This is a genomic window from Mariniflexile gromovii (assembly GCF_017814435.1).
Taxonomy (GTDB): Bacteria; Bacteroidota; Bacteroidia; order Flavobacteriales; family Flavobacteriaceae; genus Mariniflexile; species Mariniflexile gromovii.
Window position 1 is genome coordinate 36,312 of record NZ_JAGJCB010000003.1, and the last position, 25,745, is coordinate 62,056.

The 25,745-nt window shown below is 36.8% G+C and carries 15 protein-coding genes; all 15 read left to right on the plus strand.

Annotated elements, in window-relative coordinates:
• Nucleotides 1-4: 4 nt before the first annotated feature.
• The 15 genes from J8H85_RS03910 to J8H85_RS03980 all read left to right on the plus strand — a co-directional run bounded on the left by J8H85_RS03910 (nt 5) and on the right by J8H85_RS03980 (nt 25,740).
• A complete protein-coding gene (locus J8H85_RS03910) occupies nt 5-1,117 on the plus strand; it encodes a family 10 glycosylhydrolase (RefSeq protein ID WP_209652873.1) in 1,113 nt (370 codons plus the stop codon).
• A 19-nt stretch (nt 1,118-1,136) separates the two neighbouring features.
• Nucleotides 1,137-2,147 (plus strand): isoaspartyl peptidase/L-asparaginase family protein, encoded by a 1,011-nt coding sequence (locus J8H85_RS03915; RefSeq protein WP_209652875.1) that lies wholly within the window; start codon nt 1,137-1,139, stop codon nt 2,145-2,147.
• A 67-nt stretch (nt 2,148-2,214) separates the two neighbouring features.
• The gene (locus tag J8H85_RS03920; RefSeq protein ID WP_209652877.1) at nt 2,215-4,437 is read left to right on the plus strand and encodes a GH92 family glycosyl hydrolase; all 2,223 of its coding nucleotides are present in this window, start codon (nt 2,215-2,217) and stop codon (nt 4,435-4,437) included.
• A gap of 2 nt (nt 4,438-4,439) precedes the next feature.
• On the plus strand, nt 4,440-5,624 hold the full coding sequence (locus J8H85_RS03925) for a PNGase F N-terminal domain-containing protein (protein ID WP_209652879.1): 1,185 nt from the start codon (nt 4,440-4,442) through the stop codon (nt 5,622-5,624).
• A gap of 331 nt (nt 5,625-5,955) precedes the next feature.
• On the plus strand, nt 5,956-7,584 hold the full coding sequence (locus tag J8H85_RS03930) for a sulfatase family protein (RefSeq protein ID WP_245243727.1): 1,629 nt from the start codon (nt 5,956-5,958) through the stop codon (nt 7,582-7,584).
• Between the two features lie 30 nt (nt 7,585-7,614).
• A complete protein-coding gene (locus J8H85_RS03935) occupies nt 7,615-9,129 on the plus strand; it encodes a sulfatase-like hydrolase/transferase (RefSeq protein ID WP_209652880.1) in 1,515 nt (504 codons plus the stop codon).
• A 1-nt stretch (nt 9,130) separates the two neighbouring features.
• Nucleotides 9,131-10,783 (plus strand): alpha-L-fucosidase, encoded by a 1,653-nt coding sequence (locus J8H85_RS03940; RefSeq protein ID WP_209652882.1) that lies wholly within the window; start codon nt 9,131-9,133, stop codon nt 10,781-10,783.
• Nucleotides 10,784-10,790: 7 nt separating this feature from the next.
• Entirely contained in the window at nt 10,791-12,188 is a 1,398-nt protein-coding gene (locus tag J8H85_RS03945; RefSeq protein ID WP_209652884.1) for a glycoside hydrolase family 30 protein, read from the plus strand.
• 17 nt (nt 12,189-12,205) lie between these two features.
• On the plus strand, nt 12,206-14,791 hold the full coding sequence (locus J8H85_RS03950; RefSeq protein ID WP_209652886.1) for a glycoside hydrolase family 3 C-terminal domain-containing protein: 2,586 nt from the start codon (nt 12,206-12,208) through the stop codon (nt 14,789-14,791).
• A gap of 4 nt (nt 14,792-14,795) precedes the next feature.
• A complete protein-coding gene (locus J8H85_RS03955; protein WP_209652887.1) occupies nt 14,796-16,391 on the plus strand; it encodes a sulfatase family protein in 1,596 nt (531 codons plus the stop codon).
• Nucleotides 16,384-17,736, plus strand: a complete 1,353-nt coding sequence (locus tag J8H85_RS03960; protein ID WP_209652889.1) for a sulfatase — start codon at nt 16,384-16,386, stop codon at nt 17,734-17,736. Before J8H85_RS03955 ends, J8H85_RS03960 begins: the two co-directional genes overlap by 8 nt.
• A 36-nt stretch (nt 17,737-17,772) precedes the next feature.
• The gene (locus J8H85_RS03965) at nt 17,773-20,085 is read left to right on the plus strand and encodes a glycoside hydrolase family 95 protein (protein ID WP_209652891.1); all 2,313 of its coding nucleotides are present in this window, start codon (nt 17,773-17,775) and stop codon (nt 20,083-20,085) included.
• A 2-nt stretch (nt 20,086-20,087) separates the two neighbouring features.
• Nucleotides 20,088-21,449: a sulfatase family protein gene (locus tag J8H85_RS03970; protein WP_209652893.1), complete on the plus strand. Its 1,362-nt coding sequence runs from the start codon at nt 20,088-20,090 to the stop codon at nt 21,447-21,449.
• Nucleotides 21,450-21,470: 21 nt separating this feature from the next.
• Nucleotides 21,471-23,021 carry a sulfatase family protein gene (locus J8H85_RS03975; RefSeq protein ID WP_209652895.1) on the plus strand — a complete coding sequence of 517 codons (1,551 nt, stop codon included), beginning with the start codon at nt 21,471-21,473 and terminating at the stop codon, nt 23,019-23,021.
• 28 nt (nt 23,022-23,049) lie between these two features.
• Nucleotides 23,050-25,740, plus strand: coding sequence for a glycoside hydrolase family 3 C-terminal domain-containing protein (locus tag J8H85_RS03980; protein WP_209652896.1), 2,691 nt, complete (start codon nt 23,050-23,052; stop codon nt 25,738-25,740).
• The last annotated feature ends 5 nt before the right edge of the window (nt 25,741-25,745 follow it).

The window sequence follows — 25,745 nt, forward strand, 5'->3', positions numbered from 1 at the left end:
ACTTATGCAATTATTAAAAATAGCCTTTTTTTCACTGGCGCTCATGTTTGTATCATGCAACACGAACGAAAAATCTAAGGAACAAACTGAAAATGAAAAAACAGCGGTAAAAGAGCCACGTTTTAAATACTGGAATTGGATTACCGTGGGGCATAAAAAATCCGATTCGGCTTATGCAGCGCATTTCAACAAATTAAAAAGTTACGGTATTGATGCGGTTTTGATAAATTCTGGTGCCGACCCTAAGCTATTAAAAAGAGTAGCGCCCATAGCAAAAAAAGCTGGTTTGGAAGTACATGCGTGGATGTTTACCACCAACAGACCTGGAGATTCCATTGCGTTACAACACCCAGAATGGTACATGGTAAGCCGCAGCGGAAAATCTTGTTTTAATAAAGATGAAAGACCCTATGTTGGCTACTACCAATGGTTATCACCAAGTCACTCTGAAGCTCGGAAACATATTTTAAGTCTGGTTGAAGGTTTGGCAGAAGTAGAAGGCGTCACCAGTGTACATTTAGATTATATTCGTTATCCCGATGTGTATTTGCCCATTGGTTTATTGCCGAAATACAATTTAGAACAAGAAGAAGAGTTACCGGATTACGATTTTGATTATTCCGATGCGAGTGTTGAAAAGTTTATGGCACTACATCATAAAGATCCAAGAAAAATGGAAAATCCTGCTATTGATATTGAATGGAAAAATTTTCGTTTAAACGAAATAAAATCATTGGTTGATGAAGCTTACGATATTGTTCATAAACACAACAAAAAATTAAGTGCCGCCGTATTTCCTTATCCGGAAATGGCAGACCACATGGTGCGTCAACGTTGGGATAAATGGAAAATTGATATGGTATTGCCCATGATTTATTATAATTTTTATAATGAAGAATTAGATTGGATAGGGTATGCAACCAAACAAGGCATAGAAGATTTAGAAGGTAGACCAACCGAACTGCATACGGGTTTATATACCCCTAAATTAAGTAATGCCGATTTAAAAGAAGCCATTCAAATGGCAAAAGATAATGGTGCAAAAGGCGTTGCGTTTTTTGACGATTACACACTTTCAGATGAACAATTTGAAATTATAAAAGCTTCAAAAGAATAACAGTTTATGTAAAAGTACTATGTCAGGCAGAAGAAAATTTATAAAAAAGGCGGCATTAGGAACCGTTGGTATAAGTACAGCTTTTAACACCATAACAGCAACCGAAAACCAGAAGGCACTAATTACTGATGCAAAAAAAGTAAAAAAGCCTGTTATAATTTCTACTTGGCGACATGGGTTGGCTGCTAACGAAGAAGCTTGGAAACAATTAAAAAATGGAGCAACTGCTCTTGATGCCATTGTAGCCGGCGTAGGTGTTTCTGAAGGCGATCCAGAAGTAAGAAGTGTAGGTTATGGCGGTTTACCCGACCGAGAAGGAAAAGTAACTCTCGATGCCTGCATTATGGATAAAAACAGCAATTGTGGTGCTGTGTCATTTGTACAAGGTATCAAGCATCCTATTGCTGTGGCCCAAAAAGTTTTAGAAAACACGCCACACGTAATGCTTTCTGGTGAAGGTGCTTTGCAGTTTGCCTTATCGGAAGGTTTTAAAAAAGAAAATTTACTGACTGATAAATCTAAGTTAGCTTGGGAAAAGTGGTTGGAAAGTTCAAAATATAAGCCTGTTATCAATATCGAAAATCACGACACTATTAGTATGTTGGTTTTAGATGAAGATGGTAACTTAGCAGGTGGTTGTACCACAAGCGGTGCCGCTTGGAAAATGCATGGTCGCGTGGGCGATTCGCCCATTATTGGTGCAGGTCTGTTTTTAGATAATGAGGTAGGTGCAGCTGCCGCTACAGGATTAGGTGAAGCAGTTGTTAGAACCGCCGGAAGCGCCATGGTAGTGGAGTTGATGCGCCAAGGGAAATCGCCTTATCAAGCCTGTAAAGAAATTGTAGAACGCATTTACAACAAGCATAAAAACCACAAGGACATGGAATATCTTCAAGTGGGTTTTATAGCAATCAATAAAAAAGGTGAACATGCCGGTTACAGCGTAAGACCTGGTTTTAATTATGCTATTCACGATGAAGAAAAGGGTAATAGAATGGAGCCAGCTGATGCTAAAATGGCTAAAAATTAAGATTAATAATTGAGTTAGACCTCACAGGTTTTCAAAACCTTTGAGGTCTTTAATCAGATAAAAATACATGTATAAAGTAGTTTCTTTTTTAATCATCTTTTTTTGCGGTGTTACCCATGTATCATCACAAGAACCTGTTGAATATGTAAATCCTTTTATTGGCACTTCAAACTTTGGGGCTACCAATCCTGGAGCCATTGCGCCCAGAGGTATGGTAAGCGTGTCACCATTTAACGTAGCCGGGAAACAAAATGTTTTAGAAAAAGACAGTCGCTGGTTGTCAAACCCGTATGTTAATGAAAATACATTCTTAACAGGATTTTCCCATGTGAATTTAAGTGGCGTTGGTTGTCCAGATTTAGGCGTGATTCTATTAATGCCAACCACGGGCGCTATCGAAACAAATCATTTAAAATATGGTAGTGCATATTCAAATGAAAAAGCAAAACCAGGATATTACAGTACATTTTTAACAAAGTATGATGTACAGGTAGAAACCACTGCAACAACCCGAACAGGGGTTTCAAGATATTCATTTCCTAAAGGAGCCTCCAATATATTATTAAATCTTGGTTTAGGGTTGACAAATGAAGCGGGTGCTTCTATAAAAATTGTGTCGCCTACCGAAATTGAAGGTATGCGTACCGTTGGGTCTTTTTGTTATTACAAACCAGAAGAAGCATATCCAGTTTATTTTGTGGCAAAGTTTAGTAAACCTGCAGATGCATACGGCGTATGGAAAAAACCTGCAAAGTATAACGGAGAAGAAGCGCAGTGGATGCCTTATAACGGTAAGGCAAGATTGATGGAAGGCTATCGAAAAGAGGTTATAGGCGATAGTATTGGAAGTTATTTTACTTATAATTTTGATAAACCAACACAAATAGAAGTGAAAGTAGGCGTGTCGTATGTAAGTATTGAAAATGCGCGCGAAAATCTGGAAAAAGAAACCCAAAATGCATCTTTTGATGACATATTCAGTAAAACAGCTTCATCTTGGAACGAAAATTTATCTAAAATAAAGGTTGAAGGAGGTTCAAATGATGATAAAACTATTTTTTACACGGCGTTATATCATACCTTAATTCATCCAAATATACTTAATGATTATAACGGTGAATATCCAAAAATGGCAACGCGCGAAACCCTAAAAACAGCAGGGACACGGTTTACAGTTTTTTCATTTTGGGATACTTACAGAAATTTGCATGCGCTTATGTCGTTAGTATACCCTAAGCAACAATCGGATATGGTAAAAAGCATGTTGGATATTTATGATGAAAGCGGTTGGTTACCAAAATGGGAATTAAACGCTACGGAAACCACTACCATGGTGGGCGATCCAGCAGGTATTATTTTAACCGACACCTATTTAAAAGGGATTCAAGATTTTGATGTTGAAAAGGCATACCAAGCCATGGCAAAAAGCGCCGATGCCCTGGAAAATAACCCGTTAAGACCCGGTATAAAAAACTATATAGAAAAAGGCTATTTAACAACCGAGCAGGAAGGTTCGGTTTCAACCACGCAAGAATACAATGCTACCGATTTTTCAATAGCATTACTTGCCAAAGCATTGAATAAGAAAGAAGATTATAAACGCTTTTCAAAGCGTTCCATATCGTATCGGGCATTATTCGATAAAAATTTAAAACTCTTACGTCCTCGTAATGAAGACGGAACGTTTTACGAACCATTTAATCCGTTGGCGGGTGCAAATTTTGAAAAAAACATTGGTTTTATAGAAGGCAACGCATGGCAATATGCCTTTATGGTGTCGCATGATATTAAAGGTTTAATGAAGTTAATGGGAGGTTCAAAGGCGTTTAGCAATCAATTACAAAAAGTGTTTGATGCCAATCAATTTGATATGGCCAACGAACCCGATATTGCTTACCCATACCTGTTTAATTATGTAAAAGGCGAGGAGTGGCGTACACAAAAATTGGTTGCTGAATTAGTTAAGCAATACTTTCAAAACAAACCAGCAGGACTTCCGGGTAATGACGATACGGGAACTATGTCTGCTTGGTTAATATATAGTATGATGGGTATTTATCCCATATCTCCTGGCGAACCTGTTTACACGATTACAACACCTGTTTTTGATAAGGTAACGATTGCTTTAGATCCTAATTATTATAAAGGAAAAGAACTAATCATAGAAAAAACGGGAGCTAAAGATGGCGTTATTAAAGATGTTTATTTAGGTGATGCGCTTCATAAAAGTTACTTTATTCAGCATTCGGATTTGGTAAAAGGCTCAACATTAAAAATCAATTTAAATTGAAAATGAAAATCAAAATAATCATAGTATTTATAGTTCTATTTTCTAATCAAATATTAATTTCTCAAAATGCTACCGAAAAAATTATTTTCAAAAATCAGATAATCAATTTCGGAAAAGAAGACCCAAATCAAGATACAGATGTTATAAGGCTTCAAGGAGGACGAGTGGTTTTGAAAAAAATAACTGTTCCAAAATTTCCAAAAGGCACTGATGTTTCTATCAAATTATCATTACAATCCAATGGCGATAGATGGGATAAATCGGGTTCCTGTTTTGTGGTTTCAGACCCAGATCAAATTTCAATTATAGATGTATCGAAAGGCGAAAAAGAATTTCCAAAAATGTCCTGTATCAGTGAAAAGCATGGCGGTGTTTTAGCTACTGAAGATTATAAACCTGTTGTAGAATTATTGCGATTTATGACGCCTTTTGGGGTTGGGTTTTACAGTAATGAGGAAGGTAAGCACAGAAAACCCGTATATATACCTAAATGGGAAAATCAAGTTGTTTGGAAAGAAGATGTATCGCATCTTGAAAGTGTTGTTACAGGTACGTTTTATATTGGTGTTTGGATTGATACTTGGGTAAAAGAGGGGTACATTATAGATTTGAGCTTATCGTATTCTAACAGACCAAGAAAATCGACTCAGGTTATTCCATTAATAAACACCATTAGCTATGTAAAAGGACAAGGGTTGCCATATTTTTTTGCTGAAAAGCCTTTAGATTATACATTTGAATTGAAAAAGAACCTTAAAAAAGCAAAATTACATTATATAACGACAGGTCACGGTGGTCATAGTGGAGGTGATGAATTTACTAAAATAAAGAATAGCGTATATGTTAATAACAAATTAGTGTTAGATACTATTCCTTGGCGCGATGATTGTGCGTCATTTAGAAGGTTCAACCCTACCTCGGGGGTTTGGTTAAGAAAAGATTCAACCGCCTACATGGATCGTAATACCAAAACATATCAAGTAAAAGAAATCGAGGAACGTTTAGCGTCTTCTGATTTATCACGATCTAATTGGTGTCCAGGCTCCAAAGTAGAACCATTTGTTGTTGACTTAGGAGATTTAAAACCGGGAAAACAAACATTAAAAATTACTATTCCAGCTACAAAAGCAGAAAAAGACAAATCAAACCATTGGCTGGTTTCTGCTTATATTACTTATGAAGATTGAATGATGAGTTTTCTACCAACACCTTTTTAGATTTGTTATTGGTCGAACTAATTTTAGCCTGTGTTATTTTGTTCTTTACTTTATAACTGTTAGTTTAAAATTGGTTTAGTTTATAGTTTTAAAGGGAGAGGTTTAAATTAATGTCTCCCTTTAATTTAAAAGTTTCACTAAATTTAATGATCTTTTAAACAAATTAAGCTGTTCTTTCTAAAAAGCAATATGGCTAAAAACGACTGTTTAGGTTCTAATGAAGTTTCAAAGGGGTTAGATAGTTTTGAGGAGTGTACATTTTATTTGATGCGTGTACATTTAAAATATAATGACTTAAAAAATGAATAAAACACAATATTTAAATAAAGTTATGGTTAAAAAAAAGTTAATTTCATTGGGTTTTTTAATGATTGTAGTCTTTTTAAATGGCTGTAAAAGTAAAGAGGAAGCAAAAAAATCTAGCAAACCAAACATCGTATTTATCATGACCGATGACCATGCCTTTCAAGCTATAAGCGCTTATGGGCACGGATTGAATAACACCCCAAACATTGATAGAATTGCCCATGAAGGCGCCATTTTCAACAAAGGTTATGTTACCAATTCCATTTGTGCTCCTAGTAGAGCTGTGATGCTTACCGGAAAGCACAGCTTTGTAAATGGAAAGATTGATAACATTAGCGCGTTCAATTGGGATCAGGATAATTTTGCTAAATCACTTCAAAAATCAGGCTATCAAACTGCTTTAGTTGGAAAAATCCATATGGACGGATTGCCTCAAGGGTTCGATTATTCTTGTGTACTTCCTGGTCAAGGCGAGTATTATTCGCCAGATTTTATTGAAAATGGTGAAAAAAAGAACATCCCAGGTTATGTAACCAGTATTACCACCGATATCGCATTAAACTGGCTTAAAAACAAAAGAGAAAAAGATAAACCTTTTTTATTGCTTTATCACCAAAAAGCTCCACACAGAACTTGGATGCCAGAGGAAAAGTATTTTACACTTTTTGAAGATAAAACGTTTGCACCACCAGCAAATTTCTTTGACGATTATGAGGGAAGACCTGCTGCTGCAACACAAGAAATGAGCATTTTTAAGGATATGGATTTGGTATACGATCTTAAAATGCTGGACAAAGAAGGCGATATAAAAACCAAGTATCGCGAGATGTTCCAAAGAAAATACGATAGAATGACCAACGAGCAAAAGGCCGCTTGGGATGCCTATTACGACCCTATTATTGCCGATTTTAAAGCTAAAAATCCACAAGGTAAAGATTTGGCTTTATGGAAATACAATCGGTACATGCACGACTATTTTAGAACCGTACAATCTGTTGATGATGGTGTTGGGCAAGTGTTGGATTATTTAAAGGAAAATGGCTTAGAAGAAAATACCATAGTTGTTTATACTTCCGATCAAGGTTTTTATTTAGGGGAACATGGTTGGTTTGATAAGCGTTTTATGTATGAAGAATCGTTTAGAACCCCTATTTTAGTTAAATATCCTAAAGAAATTAAGCCAAGAACGGTTATTGATGAATTGGTACAAAATTTGGATTTTGCTCCCACGCTTTTAGACTATGCTGGAATAGAAATACCAAAAGATGTTCAAGGGGAATCTTTTAGAAAATTAGTAAACGGTACATCCAGTGAATGGAGAGATGCCATTTACTACACCTTCTATGAGTTTCCGGGAGAGCATAAAGTGAAACGTCACTATGGCGTACGAACAGATCGATATAAATTAATCCATTTTTATTACGATATCGATCAGTGGGAATTATACGACTTAGAAAAAGACCCATCAGAAATGAAAAATGTGTATAACGATCCATCTTATGCCGATGTTAAAACCAACATGCATCAGCAATTGGAAAACATGAGAACCAAATATGGCGATAGTGATGCATTAAACCAAACTCATTTAAGCAGAGTCTTAAAAGGGAAAGCCAATAACCATTAATACCATATATATCAAATTAAATCAAGCAAAATGCAAAGTATATCAAAAGCATTATTACTGTTAATATCAATAACGGCGTTTATAGGTTGTAAAACGAAAGCCCAAGAGGAACCAAAAAAACCTAATATCTTATTTCTTTTTACAGACGATCAACGCGGTGGAACCATAGGCGCCATGGATAAGTATCATGTGCAAACGCCAAACATTGATCAATTAGTTCATGATGGTACATCGTTTACAAACTCATACATTTTAGGAGCAACTACGGCAGCTGTTTGTTCACCTAGTAGAGCCATGTTAATGACCGGGCGACATTATTTTAATATTGAGCCTAATGTTTATGCCCAATTTGCCTACCCTAAAGAAGAACAAGGGAAAAGCGACAAGCTAACATTTCCAGAATATTTTAAATCGCATGGTTATACCACATTTGCAACTGGTAAACAGCATAATGGCGAAATATGGTTAGAACGCGGTTTTAGTGAAATTAAATCGGCCTTTTTAGGTGGTATGACAACACATTTTGGCACCAAAGTGAGTGATTATACGCCAGAATCCGGATGGTCTAAACCATATAAAAACGAAACTAAATTTAGTAGCGAAGTATTTGCTGATGCTGCTGTTGGTTTTCTAAATGATTATAAAGAAGAAAACCCATTTTTAATGTATGTGGCATTTACAGCGCCACACGATCCGCGTACACCTCCTCAGGAATTTGAGGATATGTATCCAACTGAAGCTATAGAATTGCCTAAAAATTTTATGCCGCAGCACCCTTTTGAAATTGCTGATGAAAAAATTAGAGATGAAGTGTTAGTACCATTCCCAAGAACGGAAGCCATCATTCAAAAGGAAATAGCAGATTATTACGCGATGATTACAGCTACCGATGCTCAAATTGGTCGAATTTTAAAAGCCTTAAAAGATTCTGGAAAGGCAGATAATACCATCATTGTTTTTGCTGGGGATAACGGATTGGCACTTGGGCAACATGGCCTTTTAGGGAAACAAAGTGTATATGAACATAGTGTTAGTGTGCCTTTAATTTTTGTGGGTCCTAATATTCCTAAAAACCAAAAGAACGGTGCTTTAGCCTATTTGCATGATGTGTTTCCAACGTTGTGCGGTTTAACGGGGTTAGAAATTCCAAAATCGGTAGAAACTAAAGACTTATCGCCTGTGATTAAAGGCGATGAAAAAGAAGTACGAAGCAGTATGCTATATGCTTATAATTCATGGCCCGGTGAAGCTTTTAATCCAAAGGTAAATAATGGCGGCGGACATCGCGCGGTGCGAAAAGGCGATTTTAAATTAATTGTAAGTTCCAAACATGATGTGTTTACATATCAATTATTCAATGTGAAAAACGACCCTTGGGAACTTAATAATCTAGCAGAAGACAACGCCTATCAAGATACCCGAAACGATTTAATGTTAGAGTTGAAAAAACTAATAACAGATGTTGGAGATCCTGCAGATTTATCTAAAAATGAATTCGGACTTTTCGATCATCCTGAAGATTACAATTTTAAAAACAAAAAATAAAATGACTTTTCTAATTCCATATAAATCAACCAAACTTTTAAAAAAACATCTTTTTGTATATCTGATTTTTACGGGGTTACTTTTTTTGAGTCCTACGTATTATTCGTATGCACAAGAAAAAGATTTATCATGGGAAGAATTAGCAAAAGAATACGAATGTCCCGAATGGTTCAGAGATGCTAAATTTGGTATTTGGTTCCATTGGGGGCCACAAAGTGTACCAGAACAAGGTGGTGGTTGGTACGCGCGCCACATGTACATGCAAGATGTGGGCAAGCAAACCTTTGGGAAAATGGCCTATTTATACCATAATCTTACCTACGGTCACCCTTCAGAATTTGGTTTTAAAGATGTTATAAATTCCTGGAAAGCCGAAAAATTTGATGCCGATGCTCTTATTAAATATTCAAAAGAAAATGGTGCTAAGTACATTGTAGCCTTAGCGAATCATCATGACCATTTTGATTTATTCGATTCTTCGTACCACCCATGGAATTCAGTTAATGTAGGTCCGAAAAAAGATATTATCGGGGAATTTGAAAAAGCAACCCGTAAGGAAGGTTTAAAGTTCGGTGTTACCAGTCACGACGATCGTTTTTTAAACTGGTGGCAACCCGCTTTTGGTTCCGATGAAAGTGGCGAATACAAAGGCGTTCCCTATGATGGACGCTTAACCAAAGCCGATGGAAAAGGCAAATGGTGGGAAGGTTTAGATCCTGCAGATTTATATGGTCCTGCACCAGAAAATCGCACGCCAGAAGTGATTGAAGAAATTAAGGAAAACTGGCAAAAACGCCATATTGAGTTGGTAACCAAATACAAACCTGATTTGTTATATAACGACGGATTTAGTTTTACCTATGGTGAATATGGTAAAGAAGTAGCCCGCACACTTTACAACAATAATTACAACGAAAATGGTTCTGTGCAAGCAGTGATGCTTTTAAAAAGGAATGAGTTAGGTACTGTAAACGAAGTAGAATCTGGTGGAAGTAACGCCCTTCGCGATGAACCTTGGCAATCTGAAATCACCTTTACTGATTGGTTTTATAAAACCGATAGACATTTAACCCACGATACACGTACCATTTTAGAAATGCTGATTGAAGCCGTTAGTAAAAATGGAAACCTGTTGCTTAACATCGAATTAAAACCAGACGGTACCATTCCAGGCGAATTGAAGGTAATAATAGATAATGTGGGCGATTGGTTAAAAATAAATGGTGAAGCTATTTATGGTACCAGACCTTGGAAAGTGTATGGCGACGGTAAAAGTGTTCGAGGTGAAAGTGAGCATGTTGAAGGCGGTGAGATACGAAATGCCGGTGATGATATTGAAGAAAAAACCAAAAAAGGAGAACATTATAACCAAAGAACCACAGCATCACCAGAGTTTGCTTCAGACGAAGTTCGATTCACCACAAAAGGAGACGATTTTTATATTACCGTCATGAACCCTAAAACAGGCGAATTTGTAATTCCTTCCTTCGGAAAAGCAAGTGAAGTGAATCCTGGAAATCTAAAAACATTAACCCAGTTATATGACGGCAGAAGCATCACGTTTAAACAAACCAACAAAGGTTTAAGTATAAACATGCCTGCAATAAATGGTAAAAGCTACCCTGTAGTTTTAAAAGCGAAATTTAAAAAGTAAAAGCATCATGAAGAAGTTTGTTCATACAACTATAATGGCTTTTATAATAACACTGTCATTAAATGCTCAAATTAATGCAAAAGTGCATTACGTAAAGCTTGTTGAAGGTGAGGAAATTGTTTCAAACCCAATAAAAACCCAAGATGTCAAGTCTGAAGGTAAAGGTATTTCCGTTCGGATTTATCCAGATATATCGTTTCAAACCATTACGGGTATAGGTGGAGCCTTTAATGAAATAGGAGGAGAAGCTTTAATGTCGTTAAGCGAAGATCAGCAAAACGATATTATGAAAAATTTGTTCGATAAAAATAGAGCAAATTTCACAGTTTGTAGAACAGCTATTGGTGCAAGCGATTTCGGAATTGATGCCTATAGTTACAGTGAAGTTCCAAACGATTACGAAATGAAAAAGTTTTCTATTGAAAGAGAACGAACAAGCGTTATTCCTTTCATTAAGATGGCTTATAAATACAATCCAAATATGCAGTTGTTCGCATCGCCATGGAGTCCGCCAGGTTGGATGAAAGCATCTGGTTTAATGGATAGAGGTGAGGAATTTCCAGAGAAAAATGTATTAAAAGACGATCCTAAAATTTATAAAGCTTATGCTAAATATTTCTCAAAATATGTAGATGCGTACGCAAAAGAAGGCATTGCGGTTAATAAAATAGTGATTCAAAACGAGCAAGATATTTCTACTAAATATCCTTCGTGTAACATGCCACCGAAACAAATGGGCGAGTTTGTAATTAACTATTTACGTCCGCAGTTCGAGAAAGATAAAACACCAGCCGAAATTTGGGCAGGTTCTTTTAGAACGGCAAAACGATTAGACGGTCTAGAGTTTGTGGCAAATAAAGAATGGCGAAGTGCTGTTGATGGTATTGGGGTGCAGTACATGAATGCCAGACAAGTAGAAAACATGGAAGCTGTTTTTCCTGATATTAAATTTTTACATACCGAAGGCAATTGCCATGGTGGCGAGAATAGTATAAATCAAGCTTTTTCCCGATTTGATGAAGTTGCTGCTTTTATAAATCATGGTGTTCCAAATTTTTGTTATTGGAATATGATTTTAAATGAAGATTCTTCAAGCGGATGGGGATGGAAACAAAACAGCTTAATAAAAATTAATCGTAAAGAAAAAACGGTTACTTACAATCCAGATTATGCAGCAATGGCCCTTTTTGGTCGTTTTATGCGTTCGGGTATGAAAGTTGTAGCATCAGCTTCATGGTATGGCGACACCATAACACTGGCAGATGATACTAATGTATATCTGTTCATAAAAAATGATTCAGATAAAGTAAAAGCCTTCGACATTTGGCTGAAAGATAATCAAGCCCAAGTTGTAGATATTCCAGCAAATACGATTTCGGTAGTAGAATTGAATTATAAAAAATAACCAAGAACATTATAAAAATGAAAATTCAGAAAATCACTGTTTTAGTTCTTTTAGCTTTCGTTTCATTAACAGCTAAGGCACAAGAAAAACTTCCATATTTAGACACATCATTATCCTTTGAACAGCGTGTTAGCGACTTGGTTTCTAGAATGACATTAGAAGAAAAAGTAGGGCAGATGATGAACGATGCTCCAGCTATTCCTCGCTTAAATGTGCCAGCACACGAATATTGGAACGAATGTTTACACGGGGTAGCGCGTGCAGGTAAAGCAACCGTATTTCCACAGGCCATTGGTCTTGCTGCTACCTTCGATACCAATTTAATTTTCGAATCGGCCACCGTAATTTCAGATGAAGCACGTGCAAAACACCACGAAGCTTTAAGAAACAATTCTTTTAAACGCTATGAAGGCTTAACATATTGGACGCCAAACGTAAATATTTTTAGAGACCCACGTTGGGGACGCGGTCAGGAAACTTATGGCGAAGACCCGTATTTAACAGCACAAATGGGTGTTAATTTTATAAAAGGGTTACAAGGAGATGATTCAAAATACTTAAAACTAGTAGCAACGCCAAAGCATTTTGCGGTACATAGTGGTCCGGAACCAGAAAGACATTATTTTGATGCCATTACCAATAAACGCGATTTATACGACACCTATTTACCAGCATTTAAAGCAACAATTATGGAAGGGAAAGCCTATTCCATCATGGGGGCTTATAACAGATATATGGGGAAACCATGTTGTGCCAGTCATGAATTATTAGATGATATTTTAAGAAAAAAATGGGGATTTGAAGGTTTTGTAGTGTCCGATTGTAATGCCATTAGAGACATACACGATTATCATAACTATGTAGATTCTAAAGAAGAAGCTGCAGCTGTTGCTGTGAAAGCGGGTTGCGATTTAAACTGCGGAAACAGATACAGTTATTTAGTATCTGCCGTTCAAAAAGGGGTAATTAAAGAATCAGAAATTGATGTGTCCTTAAAACGCATATTTTTAGCACGATTTAAATTAGGTATGTTCGACCCGGTTGAAATAGTGCCTTATGCAAGTACGCCAATGAGTGTTGTAAGTTCAGAAAAACACCGAGCATTAGCACTTGAAACGGCTGAAAAATCTATTGTTTTATTAAAGAATTCAAATCAAACCTTACCATTAAGCAAGAATTTAAATTCGATAGCGGTTATTGGTCCTAATGCAAACGATTTAGATGTTTTATTAGGAAACTACAACGGTTTTCCAGCTAATTATGTAACGCCGCTCGATGGTATCAAAGCTAAAGTGTCATCAAATACGAAGGTGTATTATGAAACTGGTTGCCAGTTAATCGATACCACCAGTGCCTTGTCATTCATACCAAGTCAGTTTTTAAAAAATGGTAAGGTTGAAGGGTTGCAAGTTGCTTACTATAATAACCAAAATTTTGAAGGGAGTCCGTTACAAATCCGTAATGAAAGGATAATCAATTCTAATTGGAACCTAAATCCTATTGAAGGTTTAAATGAAGCCGCTTTTTCGGTTAAAATTACAGGTGAATTGCAGGTTGATGTTACGGGCGAATATGTTTTTGCTTTAGAAGCCGACTCGAAATACAAGCTTTCAATAGGCGATTTAAAAGTAGAGAATTGGGAAAAACCTATAAGAAGGTTAATTAAAAATAAGGTAACACTTAAAAAAGGTAAAAAATACCCAATCAATATAGAATATGTACATGCAGGTTATCCTGCCAAATTAAAATTATTGTGGAAAGAACCAACAAAATCATCATTTGATAATGCTATAGAAATAGCTAAAAAATCGGATGTTGTTGTTTTTGTAGGAGGTATTTCTCCTAATGTTGAAGGTGAAGAAATGCCAGTGAAATGGGACGGATTTAAAGGCGGTGATAGAACAAATATAGAATTGCCAGAGGTTCAAAAAAACCTTTTAAAAGCATTACACGCCACAGGAAAACCAGTGGTCTTAGTACTGTTAAATGGTAGTGCGTTAGCTGTATTATGGGAAAATGAAAACTTGCCTGCAATTGTTGAAGCTTGGTATCCTGGTGAATTAGGAGGAACAGCTTTGGCGAATGTATTGTTTGGAGATGTGAATCCTTCAGGCCGACTTCCGGTTACGTTTTACAAAACATTTAAAGATTTACCACAGTTTGTAAATTACAGCATGAAAGGAAGAACCTATCGTTATTTTGAAGGTGAAACCTTATATCCTTTTGGTTTTGGATTGAGCTATACGCAATTTGAATACAAAAATGTAGCGCTGTCTAAATCAAAAATTAACAGCAATGAAAATACAACCTTAACAGTCGATTTAAAAAATATAGGAAACTTTAAAGGCGATGAGGTGGTTCAACTTTACGTTAAAGATATTGAAAGTAAAGAAGTTAGACCTTTAAAAAGTTTGCGAGGAATTAAAAGAGTTTCTTTAAACCCACAAGAATCAACGCAAGTTTCTTTTACAATCAAACCAGAAGATTTGTCATTTTATGATTTCGTAAAAGATAAGGAGGTTGTAGAACCTGGAATGTTTGAAATTGGAGTGGGTAAATCCTCTAACGATTTTGTAAAAATTAATTTAGAAGTTATAAAGTAAAGAAATGCATCATACTAGAAAATATTATTTAGTAGTATCAAGCCTAATTGCTCTAATTTTTACGGTGAGTTGTAAAAATAAAATAGAGCAAAAGCTAGAACCCGAGGCACAAAGACCCAATATATTGTTCATTATGGCAGACGACCATACATCCCAAGCCTGGGGTGTATATGGTGGTATATTAAAAGATTATGTGCATACGCCTAACATTACGCGTTTATCAGAAGAAGGGACGCTTTTAGAAAATTGTTTAGTTTCAAATTCTATTTGTACACCAAGTAGAGCTACCATTCTTACAGGGCAATACAGCCATATTAATGGCATAACAACCTTAGGTAATGGCTTGTCTCCCGATTATAACAACATTGCAAAATTAATGCAAAAAGGCGGGTATCAAACCTCGGTTATTGGGAAATGGCATTTAAAGCAAGAACCTGCGGGCTTCGATTATTACTGTGTGTTGCCGGGTCAAGGTGAATACTGGAACCCCATCATGAAAACCAAAGATAATTGGGAAGATTATTACGGTGGCGGAAAACCATACCAAGGTTTTAGCACCGATATTATCACCCAAATGACTACCGATTGGATAGAAAACAGAGATAAAAGCAAGCCATTTATGGCCATGTGTCATTTTAAAGCTACGCACGAACCTTACGATTATCCAGAGCGTTTTAGTCATTTATACAGAGATGTAGATATACCAGTGCCAGCATCATTTTATGATAATGGTGCCGAAACTACAGGAAGGTCGTTTAAAGGGCAATCCATCGATAATTTAAAGCAACGATACTTAGATGCTACGGCAGATCCATCATTGCGAAAAGATTTTATGAATTATCCAGAGTTACCTTTTTCGGTAGATGGTTTAACACATGAAGAAGCGCGCATGAAAACCTATCAAAAGTTTGTGAAAGATTTTCTGCGATGTGGCGCGGCTATTGATGATAATATTGGTAAATTGTTGGATTACCTTGAAAAATCAGGACTTGCAGAAAACACGATAGTTATTTATACTGCAGATCAAGGTTACTTTTTAGGAGAACACGGTTGGTTCGATAAGCGTTTAATTTTTGAAGAATCCATCCACATGCCTTTTGTAATTCGATATCCAAAAGAAGTGAAGGCAGGTGCCAGAAACAAAGATATTATCGAGAATGTAGATTTCTCAGCCTTATTTGCCGATTACGCAGGAATTGAATATCCAAATACCATGCAGGGACATAGCTTCCGCGAAAACTTAAAAGGTAATACACCGAAAAACTGGCGTAAATATGGGTATTACCGTTATTGGGAACATTCAAAAGATAGACCCGGCCATTTCGGAATTCGTGGTGAACGTTACAAATTAGCGTTTTTCTATGGTAACGCACTTAAAGAAAACAACTATTCAGCGAAAGAACAGCCAACTAAATTTTGGGATTTTTACGATTTAAAAGAAGACCCGAATGAATTACGAAATGCTTATAACGATCCGAAATATAAAGAGATTATCAAGCAAATGAAACAGGAAATCCTCAAACAACGAAAAGTTGTAGGCGATTTAGATGCGAATAATCCCGAAATATTGGAAATTATCAAAAAACATTGGAATGATTAGTTACAACAAACCTTTTTTTGGAAGAAGGGTAAATAGGAAGCTTAATAGTTTTTTAGTTGTCCTATGTCTTGTAATTAACATCACAAGTTGTGCTGCTCAAAAACAAGAAAAACCAAACATCATCATCATTATGGCCGATGATTTGGGTTATGGCGATTTATCATGTTATGGCAGCACCTTAATCAACACGCCTCATTTAGACAATATGGCGGCCGAAGGTATTAAGTTTACCGATTTTCATTCTAATGGGTCTGTTTGCAGTCCTACGCGAGCGGCACTTTTAACGGGTAAATATCAACAACGCGTGGGAATTGATGGCGTGGTTACGGCAAAACACGATCGCGATAAAGGTTTAGATACCAACGAAAAAACATTTGCCGAAGCTGTAAAAGAAGCTGGTTATGTTACGGGTATGTTCGGAAAATGGCATGTAGGATACCAAACCGAATTCAACCCCATTAACCAAGGTTTCGATGAATATATTGGTTATGTTTCTGGTAATGTAGATTATCACTCGCATATCGATCAGGAAGGTTATGAAGATTGGTGGTATGGTGATAAAATAAAAAATGAAGAAGGCTATTCAACCGATTTAATTACAAAGCACTCTGTAGATTTTATAAAACGTCATAAAAACGAACCTTTTCTACTTTACATTCCACACGAAGCACCTCATGGACCCTTTCAAGGGCGTAAATCGGCAGCAATACGTTCTTTAAACGACGGGTCTGAAGAAAAGAACAAACTATCAGATGAAGAACTTAACAACATTTACAAAGAAATGGTTGAAGTGATGGATGAAGGTGTTGGAGAAGTGATGAAAACCTTAAAAGAACTTAAAATAGATAAAAATACACTTGTTTTCTTTTGTTCAGATAATGGTGCTTCCCAAAAAGTTGGAAGCAATGGTGGTTTACGAGGCTACAAATCAACCTTATTTGAAGGCGGTCATCGGGTATCTGCCATGGCTTGGTATCCTGGAAAAATTAAGCCCAATCAAATTAATAACGAAACCATTTTAACTATGGATTTATTTCCCACGATTATGGATTTTGTAGGGGGTAAACAACCAGAAAACATAGATGGCATCAGCCTAAAAAATAATTTGATTAAAGGGGAAGCTTTACCACAAAGAGATTTGTTTTGGGGGTATGCCGGAAGAAAAGCCATGCGTCAAGGCGATTGGAAATTGATTTTGAATAATAAAAATTCAGAACCCTTGCTGTTTAATTTAAAAGACGATTTAGGAGAAAATAATAATCTAGCAAAACAATATCCAGATTTGGTGAAAGGCATGTTAGATACATTGGATGCATGGGAAAAAGATGTGAATGCAAGTAATTAAATTGCTTGACAATTAAGCTTTAAAAAAGGTAATTAGATGGAAATAATAAGAAATAAAATGACTAAAAAACTATCCATATTATGGCTTATTTGTACCTGTACTTTGCAAGCCCAAAATGACTTTAAATTATCCTATGATAAACCTGCCATGGTTTGGACAGAAGCTCTGCCTATAGGAAATGGTAGTTTAGGTGCCATGATTTTTGGAGGCGTTGCAGAAGAACGCATTCAATTTAATGAAGAAACTCTTTGGGCTGGTAAACCTCACGATTATTCACATAAAGGTGCTGGTAACTATTTAGCTGAAATACGACAATTACTTTCAGATGGAAAACAAAGAGAGGCTCAAAACTTAGCACAAGAAAAGTTTATGAGCGAACCCTTAAAACAAGTGCCTTATCAACCGTTTGACGATTTGTATTTAGCGTTCAAAGGTCATGAAAATTACACCAATTATAACAGAACATTAGATTTAAATAATGCCATACATAGCGTTTCCTATAAGGTAGGTAAGGTGACTTTTAAGCGCGAAGTATTTTCTAGTTTTCCAGATCAAATTTTAGCGGTAAACTTAACGTCAAGCAAATCGAAAGCTTTGAATTTTGAATTGTGGTTAGATGCCATTCACGAAGATAAATCGATAAAAACTAATGGAAATTCTCAAACTTTAGAAGTAAAAGTGAAGGATGGTGTTTTAAAAGGCATCGCCACCTTGAAGATAACCACCAACGGTAAGTTGAAAGTGCTTGATGGAAAGTTGCAAATCACCAAAGCATCAAACGCAACTATTTATTTATCGGCAGCTACTAATTTCATCAATTTTAAAGACGTATCGGGCAATCCTGAAGACATTACCACTGCTATTTTGGAAAAGGTTTCAAACGAAAAATTCAGTAGCATAAAATATAAACATGTAAATGATTATCAATCCTTATACAATCGCTTCAATTTAAATTTTGGCGATAACGGAAAATCAGCCAATACCACAGAAAAAAGAATTTACGATTTTTGGAAAGACCCCAACGATCCACAATTGGTGGCACTGTATGTGCAATATGCACGCTATTTAACGATTGCGAGTAGTCGCCCAGGTACCAAACCAGCAACACTTCAAGGTATTTGGAACGATAAGTTAAATCCGCCATGGTTCAGTAGTTATACCACCAATATCAATTTGGAAATGAATTATTGGCCTGTTGAAATGTATAATTTGAGCGAATGCCACGAGCCTTTATTCGATTTTATTGAGGACATTGCTCAAACAGGAAAAATAGTCGCAAAAGAACATTACAATGCCGAAGGTTGGATTGTACATCATAACGTGGATATCTGGCGAGGTGCTGCTCCGGTAAACGCTTCGCATCACGGTATTTGGTTAGGTGGAGCCGCTTGGTTGAGTTCGCATATTTGGGAGCATTACTTATTTACGCAGGATACAGAATTTTTAAAGGAAAAATATCCGCTTATGCGCGATGCGGCTCTTTTTTATTCTCAATTTTTATACAAAGATCCCAAAACGGGTTATTTAATAAGTTCACCATCTAATTCTCCAGAAATTGGCGGTTTAGTGGCTGGCCCAACTATGGATCATCAATTAATCAGAGCCTTGTTCAAAACCATTATTGAAGCTTCAGCTATTTTAAATACCGATCAGGATTTTTCAGCAAAATTAAAAACCATGATTCCTCAAATTGCGCCTAACAAAATAGGAAAACATGGGCAGTTACAAGAATGGATGGAAGATGTGGACGACCCCGAAAATCATCACCGTCACGTTTCGCATTTATGGGCGGTACATCCTGGAAAGGACATAAATTATGAAGATACACCCGATTTAATGCAAGCCGCAAAACAATCTTTAGAATATAGAGGTGATGGTGGTACAGGTTGGAGTTTAGCTTGGAAAATCAATTTTTGGTCACGTTTTAGAGATGGCAACAGAGCTTATAAATTATTGCATAATCTATTAAGTCCTGCCGAACATGAAGAACGAAAAGTAGGTGGTGGTTCGTACCCAAATCTTTTCGATGCACATCCACCGTTTCAAATCGATGGTAATTTTGGTGGCGCTTCGGGTATTTTGGAAATGTTATTACAAAGTCAGTTAAACAAAATAGAATTATTGCCGGCACTCCCTGATAATTTATCTGAAGGTGAAGTTTCTGGCATCGTTGCGCGCGGTGGTTTTGAGTTGTCTTTCAAATGGAAACATTCAAAAATTACAGATATTGAAGTAACTTCTAAACAGGGGTTGCCATGTAAATTGGCATACCATGATAAGGTGGTTGAATTTCAAACAGAAAAAGGTAAAACCTACAAATTTGATGGGTTATTGAATAAAAAGCATTAAAAATGAAGCAAATACTAGGTGTCATATTCATTTTATTAAGTTGGAATCTTTCGGTTTTTGGACAAACTAAGGACTCAAAACCGAATGTGATCATCTTTTTTACAGACGATCAAGGCTATCAAGATGTGGGTTGTTTTGGTTCGCCGTTAATCAAAACACCAAACCTTGATAAAATGGCAGAAGATGGTATAAAATTCACCGATTTTTATGCAGCTTCCTCCGTATGTTCGCCGTCAAGAGCTGCGCTTTTAACGGGATGTTATCCACCTCGTGTCGGTGTTCCTAAAGTGTTTTGGCCAAATTTACCTGGGGGTTTATCAAATCAGGAATTAACCATAGCCGATATGCTTAAAACTAAAAACTATGCCGCCGCCTGCATTGGCAAATGGCATTTAGGTGATGAAGCGCAGTATTTACCTACCATGCAGGGTTTCGATACTTATTACGGCATTCCGTTTAGTAATGATATGTCGGTGAATCCAAAATCTAAAGTGTCAAAAAATATTGTTTTTAGAGAAGGCATGACCCTCGATAGTTTACGTGAGAAAAAATGGCGCGGAAGAAAAGTGCCTTTAATGAAACAAGACGAGGTCATCGAATATCCGGTTGACCAATCGACCATAACGCAAAGATATACTTCAGAAGCTGTTGATTTTATTAAGAAAAATAAAGACAATCCGTTCTTTTTGTATGTAGCGCACACCATGCCGCACGTGCCGCTATATGCCTCTGAAAATTTTAAAGGGAAAAGTGCTCGTGGAATGTATGGCGATGCGGTTGAAGAATTAGATTGGAGTATGGGCGAAATTTTGAAAACATTAGAATCACTAGGAATTGATGAAAATACCTTGGTGATTTTTACTTCAGATAATGGTCCTTGGAATTTAGAAAACGAACAAGGCGGTAGCGCTTTACCACTGCGAGGATTCAAAAATGAAACCTTAGAAGGCGGTATGCGAGTTCCCATGATTGCGCAGTGGAAAGGGAAAATAAAACCAGGTAGTATTTCTAATGAAGTAGCATCGACTATTGATTTCTTGCCAACCATTGCCTACCTAACAGACGCACAACTTTCTGAAAAACCGATTGATGGAAAAAATATTTGGCACTTGCTTTCAGGAACCAAAAAAGGGAAATCACCGCATAGAAAAAAAGGATTTTATTATTACAAAGAATCCACGTTAGAAGCGGTGAGACAAGGCGATTGGAAATTACGAATTATTGATGGTGAGGTAGCTTTGTATAATTTAAAAAATGATATATCCGAAAGTAACAATGTAGCAGATGCCAATCCGAAGCTCGTAAAAAAGTTACGTAAAATGATGACAGATTTTGATATGGACTTAAAACAATATATGCATTAAAAATTTAAATAAACAGTTAGAATGTCGCAAATAACATACATAATTCTCTTATCACTATTAACGGTTTTTAATTCATTTGCCCAAGATGGAAAAAAGTCGCAGCCTAATATCATTTACATTTTGGCTGATGATTTAGGGTATGGCGATGTGTCGGTGTATAACGAAAATTCTAAAATACAAACCCCTCATATTGATCAGTTAGCATCAAACGGTGTGATGTTTACCGATGCGCATACCAGTTCAGCTGTTTGTACCCCTACACGTTATGGTATCATTACAGGCCGTTACAATTGGAGAACAACTTTAAAAGAAGGTGTTTTAAGTGGGTATTCTAAATCTTTAATTAAAGAAGAACGTGTAACCGTTGCCGATTTATTAAAAAACCATGGTTACCAAACAGCTTTTATTGGAAAATGGCATATGGGTTGGGATTGGACTATTGAAAATGAAGGCTCCATGGATATTGATAAATTAAATGCACGACCAGAAGTCGATTTTACAAAACCTATTAAAAACGGACCTCAACCTCATGGTTTCGATTATAGTTTCGGATTTTGTGGCTCTTTAGATATGCCTCCTTATGTTTGGGTAGAAAATGGGATGCCAACAAGTGTCCCTACAAAAACAACCAAAGGAAAAACCAAACAAGGCACTTTGCGCGAAGGGTTAACGGCAGACGATTTTGTACATGAAGAAGCGCTGCCGGAAATCACAAAACGCACCGTAAGTTATATTGATAAAAACGCCAATCAAGACAAACCATTTTTTGTATATATGCCACTTCCGGCGCCACATACACCCATTCTTCCTACCGAAGAATTTCAAGGAAAAAGTGGTTTAGATAATCCTTATGCCGATTTTGTAATTATGGTCGATTGGGTAGTTGGTGAAGTCACAAAAGCGCTTGAAGCAAATGGTATTTCAGAAAACACCTTAATTGTTTTTACCAGCGATAACGGTTGTTCTCCAACAGCAAACTTTGAACAATTAAAATCGAAAGGACACAACCCGAGTTATGAATATAGAGGGACTAAGTCAGATATTTATGATGGCGGTCATCGCGTACCTTATATCATGACTTGGAAAGGACATATCCAACCAAATAAAACCAATCAAATGGTTTGTACCACCGATTTTTTTGCCACCGTGGCAGATGTTATTGGAGCGACTTATGCTGATGATGTTGCCGAAGACAGCTACAGCCATCTTGCAGTTACAAACATAAAATCACGTTTACCTTTAAGGAAAAGCATAGTATACCATTCGGTTGATGGCACATTTGCGTATCAAAAAGGCGATTACAAAGTGGTGTTTGGCCCTGGTTCGGGCGGCTGGAGCTATCCTAATAAAAATACGAAGAAAGAAATATATGATGCCTTACCTAAAGTTCAGCTTTATAATGTTAAAGATGATGTCGCTGAAGCGAACAATTTGGAAGCTAAAAATCCTAAATTGATTAAAAAATATCGTAAAGAATTGCTGAAAATTATTAATGAAGGACGTAGCACCAAAGGGAAAAAACTAAGCAATGATAAGGTTGATGCGTGGCCTCAATTAGAAGCATTAAAATAAAACTAAAATCAGGTTAATAAAAAAGAAAATGGGAAGAGTTAATAGCATAAAAAGTGGGTTGATAATAATGTTTTTAGGAGGGATTCTTATGGGGTCATTTGCCTTTTCTATCAAAAAAGATCCGCCTTATAAAAACCCAAAATTACCAGTACAAGAACGTGTTAAAGATTTAATGAGCCGAATGACGCTAGAAGAAAAGTTCTGGCAAATGTTTATGATTCCGGGCGATTTAAGTATCGGAAAAGATAAATTGAAGCATGGTATTTTCGGTTTTCAAATCTCTTCTAAAGGAAAAAATGATAACGCTGCAGAACAAATCATGGACTATGGTTCTACAGGTACTGCAGAGAATATGGCTAAGGAAATTAACGAGCTTCAAAAATTCTTTATAAAAGAAACCCGCTTAGGAATTCCAATCATCCCTTTTAATGAAGCCTTGCATGGTTTGGCGCGCGATGGGGCAACCACCTATCCACAAGCCATTGCTTTGGCCGCCACTTGGGATACGACCTTGGTTGGTAACGTAGCACGTGCTATTACTAAAGAAACCAAAACACGAGGCATTCGTCAAATTTTGTCGCCCGTATTAAATATTGCCCGCGATGTGCGTTGGGGTAGAACCGAAGAAACCTATGGTGAAGATCCATTTTTAACAACTCAAATGGCGGTTTCTTACATCAGTCAGTTTGAAAAAGAGGGCATCATCACATCTCCAAAACATTTCGTTGCCAATGTGGGAGATGGAGGTAGAGATAGTTACCCAATCCATTTTAACGAGCGTTTACTTGAAGAGGTTTATTTCCCTGCATTCAAGGCTGTATTTCAAAAAGCAGGCGCACGATCGGTTATGACCTCCTATAATTCGTTAGACGGCACACCTTGTACATCAAACGAATGGTTACTCACCAAAAAATTAAAAGATGAATGGGGCTTTAAAGGCTTCGTGATTTCAGATGCGGGTGCTGTTGGTGGCGCTAACGTCTTGCACTTTACAGCAGCGAATTATGCCGAAGCTACCGAAGATGCTGTAGAAGCAGGATTGGATGTGTTGTTTCAAACCAATTACAATCACTACCCATTATTTTGGGAAGCCTATGAAAAAGGGATGGTCGATATCAAAGCGATTGATGAGGCGGTAAGACGCATTTTAACCATTAAGTTCGAGTTAGGCTTATTCGAAAATCCTTATGTGGATGCTAAAGAAGCGGCAGTTTGGAACGGACATAAAACGCATCGGGAATTGGCAAGAGTTACAGCAGCTAAATCGATGGTGTTGTTGAAAAACGAAAACAAAGTCCTTCCGTTAAGTAAGTCCGTTAAAAAAATGGCACTTATTGGTTACGATGCTAAAGCTGCCCGTTTGGGTGGTTATAGTGGCCCTGGAAACAATGTGGTTTCTATGTTGGAAGGGGTTTCAAATAAAATAGGAAAAGAAAATATTATCTACGCTCCTGGTGTTGCTTTTAAAGAAGAAAATTATCAGGTAGTGGCGTCGTCATTTTTATCAACTATGGAAGATGGTAAAAAAGTTGAAGGCTTAAGTGGGGCGTATTTTGATAATATTAAGTTAAGCGGACAACCAAAAGTGGAGCGCACAGACAAGAAATTACAGTTTGGATGGACCCTTTTTTCACCTCATGAAAGTTTGCCATACGATTGGTTTTCGGTACGATGGACCGGAAAATTAAAAGCGCCAAAAACAGGTGTTTTCAATATTGGTATAGAAGGAAATGATGGATACCGTATGTATTTAGATGGTAAACTACTTATTGATAATTGGCAAAAACAATCGTATAACACGGTTTTAAAACCCTTTTCATTTGAAGCAGGAAAAGAATACGATATTAAAATTGAGTTTTTCGAATCGGCTGGAAATGCGAAATTCAAATTGGTTTGGGATGCGACACATCAAAACGAATGGGAACAACAAATTGCCGAAGCTGTTGAAGCTGCAAAAAAAAGTGAAGTAGCCGTAGTTGTTGCAGGTATTCACGAAGGTGAGTTTCAAGACCGCGCTTTATTGAGTTTACCTGGGCATCAAGAAGCATTAATTAAAGCGGTAGCCAAAACAGGAAAACCAACCGTAGTAGTATTGGTTGGTGGTAGCGCTATCACAATGGCAAACTGGATAAACGATGTGGATGGTATTATTATGGCGTGGTATTCTGGTGAAAATGGTGGTAACGGTTTTGCTGATGTTCTTTTTGGGGATGAAAACCCTGCAGGTAGATTGCCAGTTACGTTTCCTGTTGATGCGGCGCAATGTCCGTTATATTACAACAATAAGCCTACGGGTAGAGGCGATAATTATCATAACTTAACGGGGCAACCCTTGTTTCCGTTTGGTTACGGATTGAGTTACACGTCTTTTGATTATTCAGATTTGGAATTCAGTAAAAATAACATCAATCCAGATGAAACAATCACCGTTTCATTTACTGTAAAAAACACAGGCTCCGTAGATGGCGATGAAGTGGTTCAGCTCTATATACGAGATGAATTAGCTTCGGTGTCCAGACCAATTAAAGAATTAAAAGGCTTTCAACGTATTAGATTAAAAGCTGGTGAAACTAAAAAACTAAGTTTTCAATTAGGACCAGAGGAATTGTCCATGCTTGATAAAGATTTAAAAAGATTGGTAGAAGCAGGCGATTTCAGAATCATGATAGGAGCTTCATCAAAAGACATTCGTTTAAGAGGAATTTTAACTGTAAAATAATGACA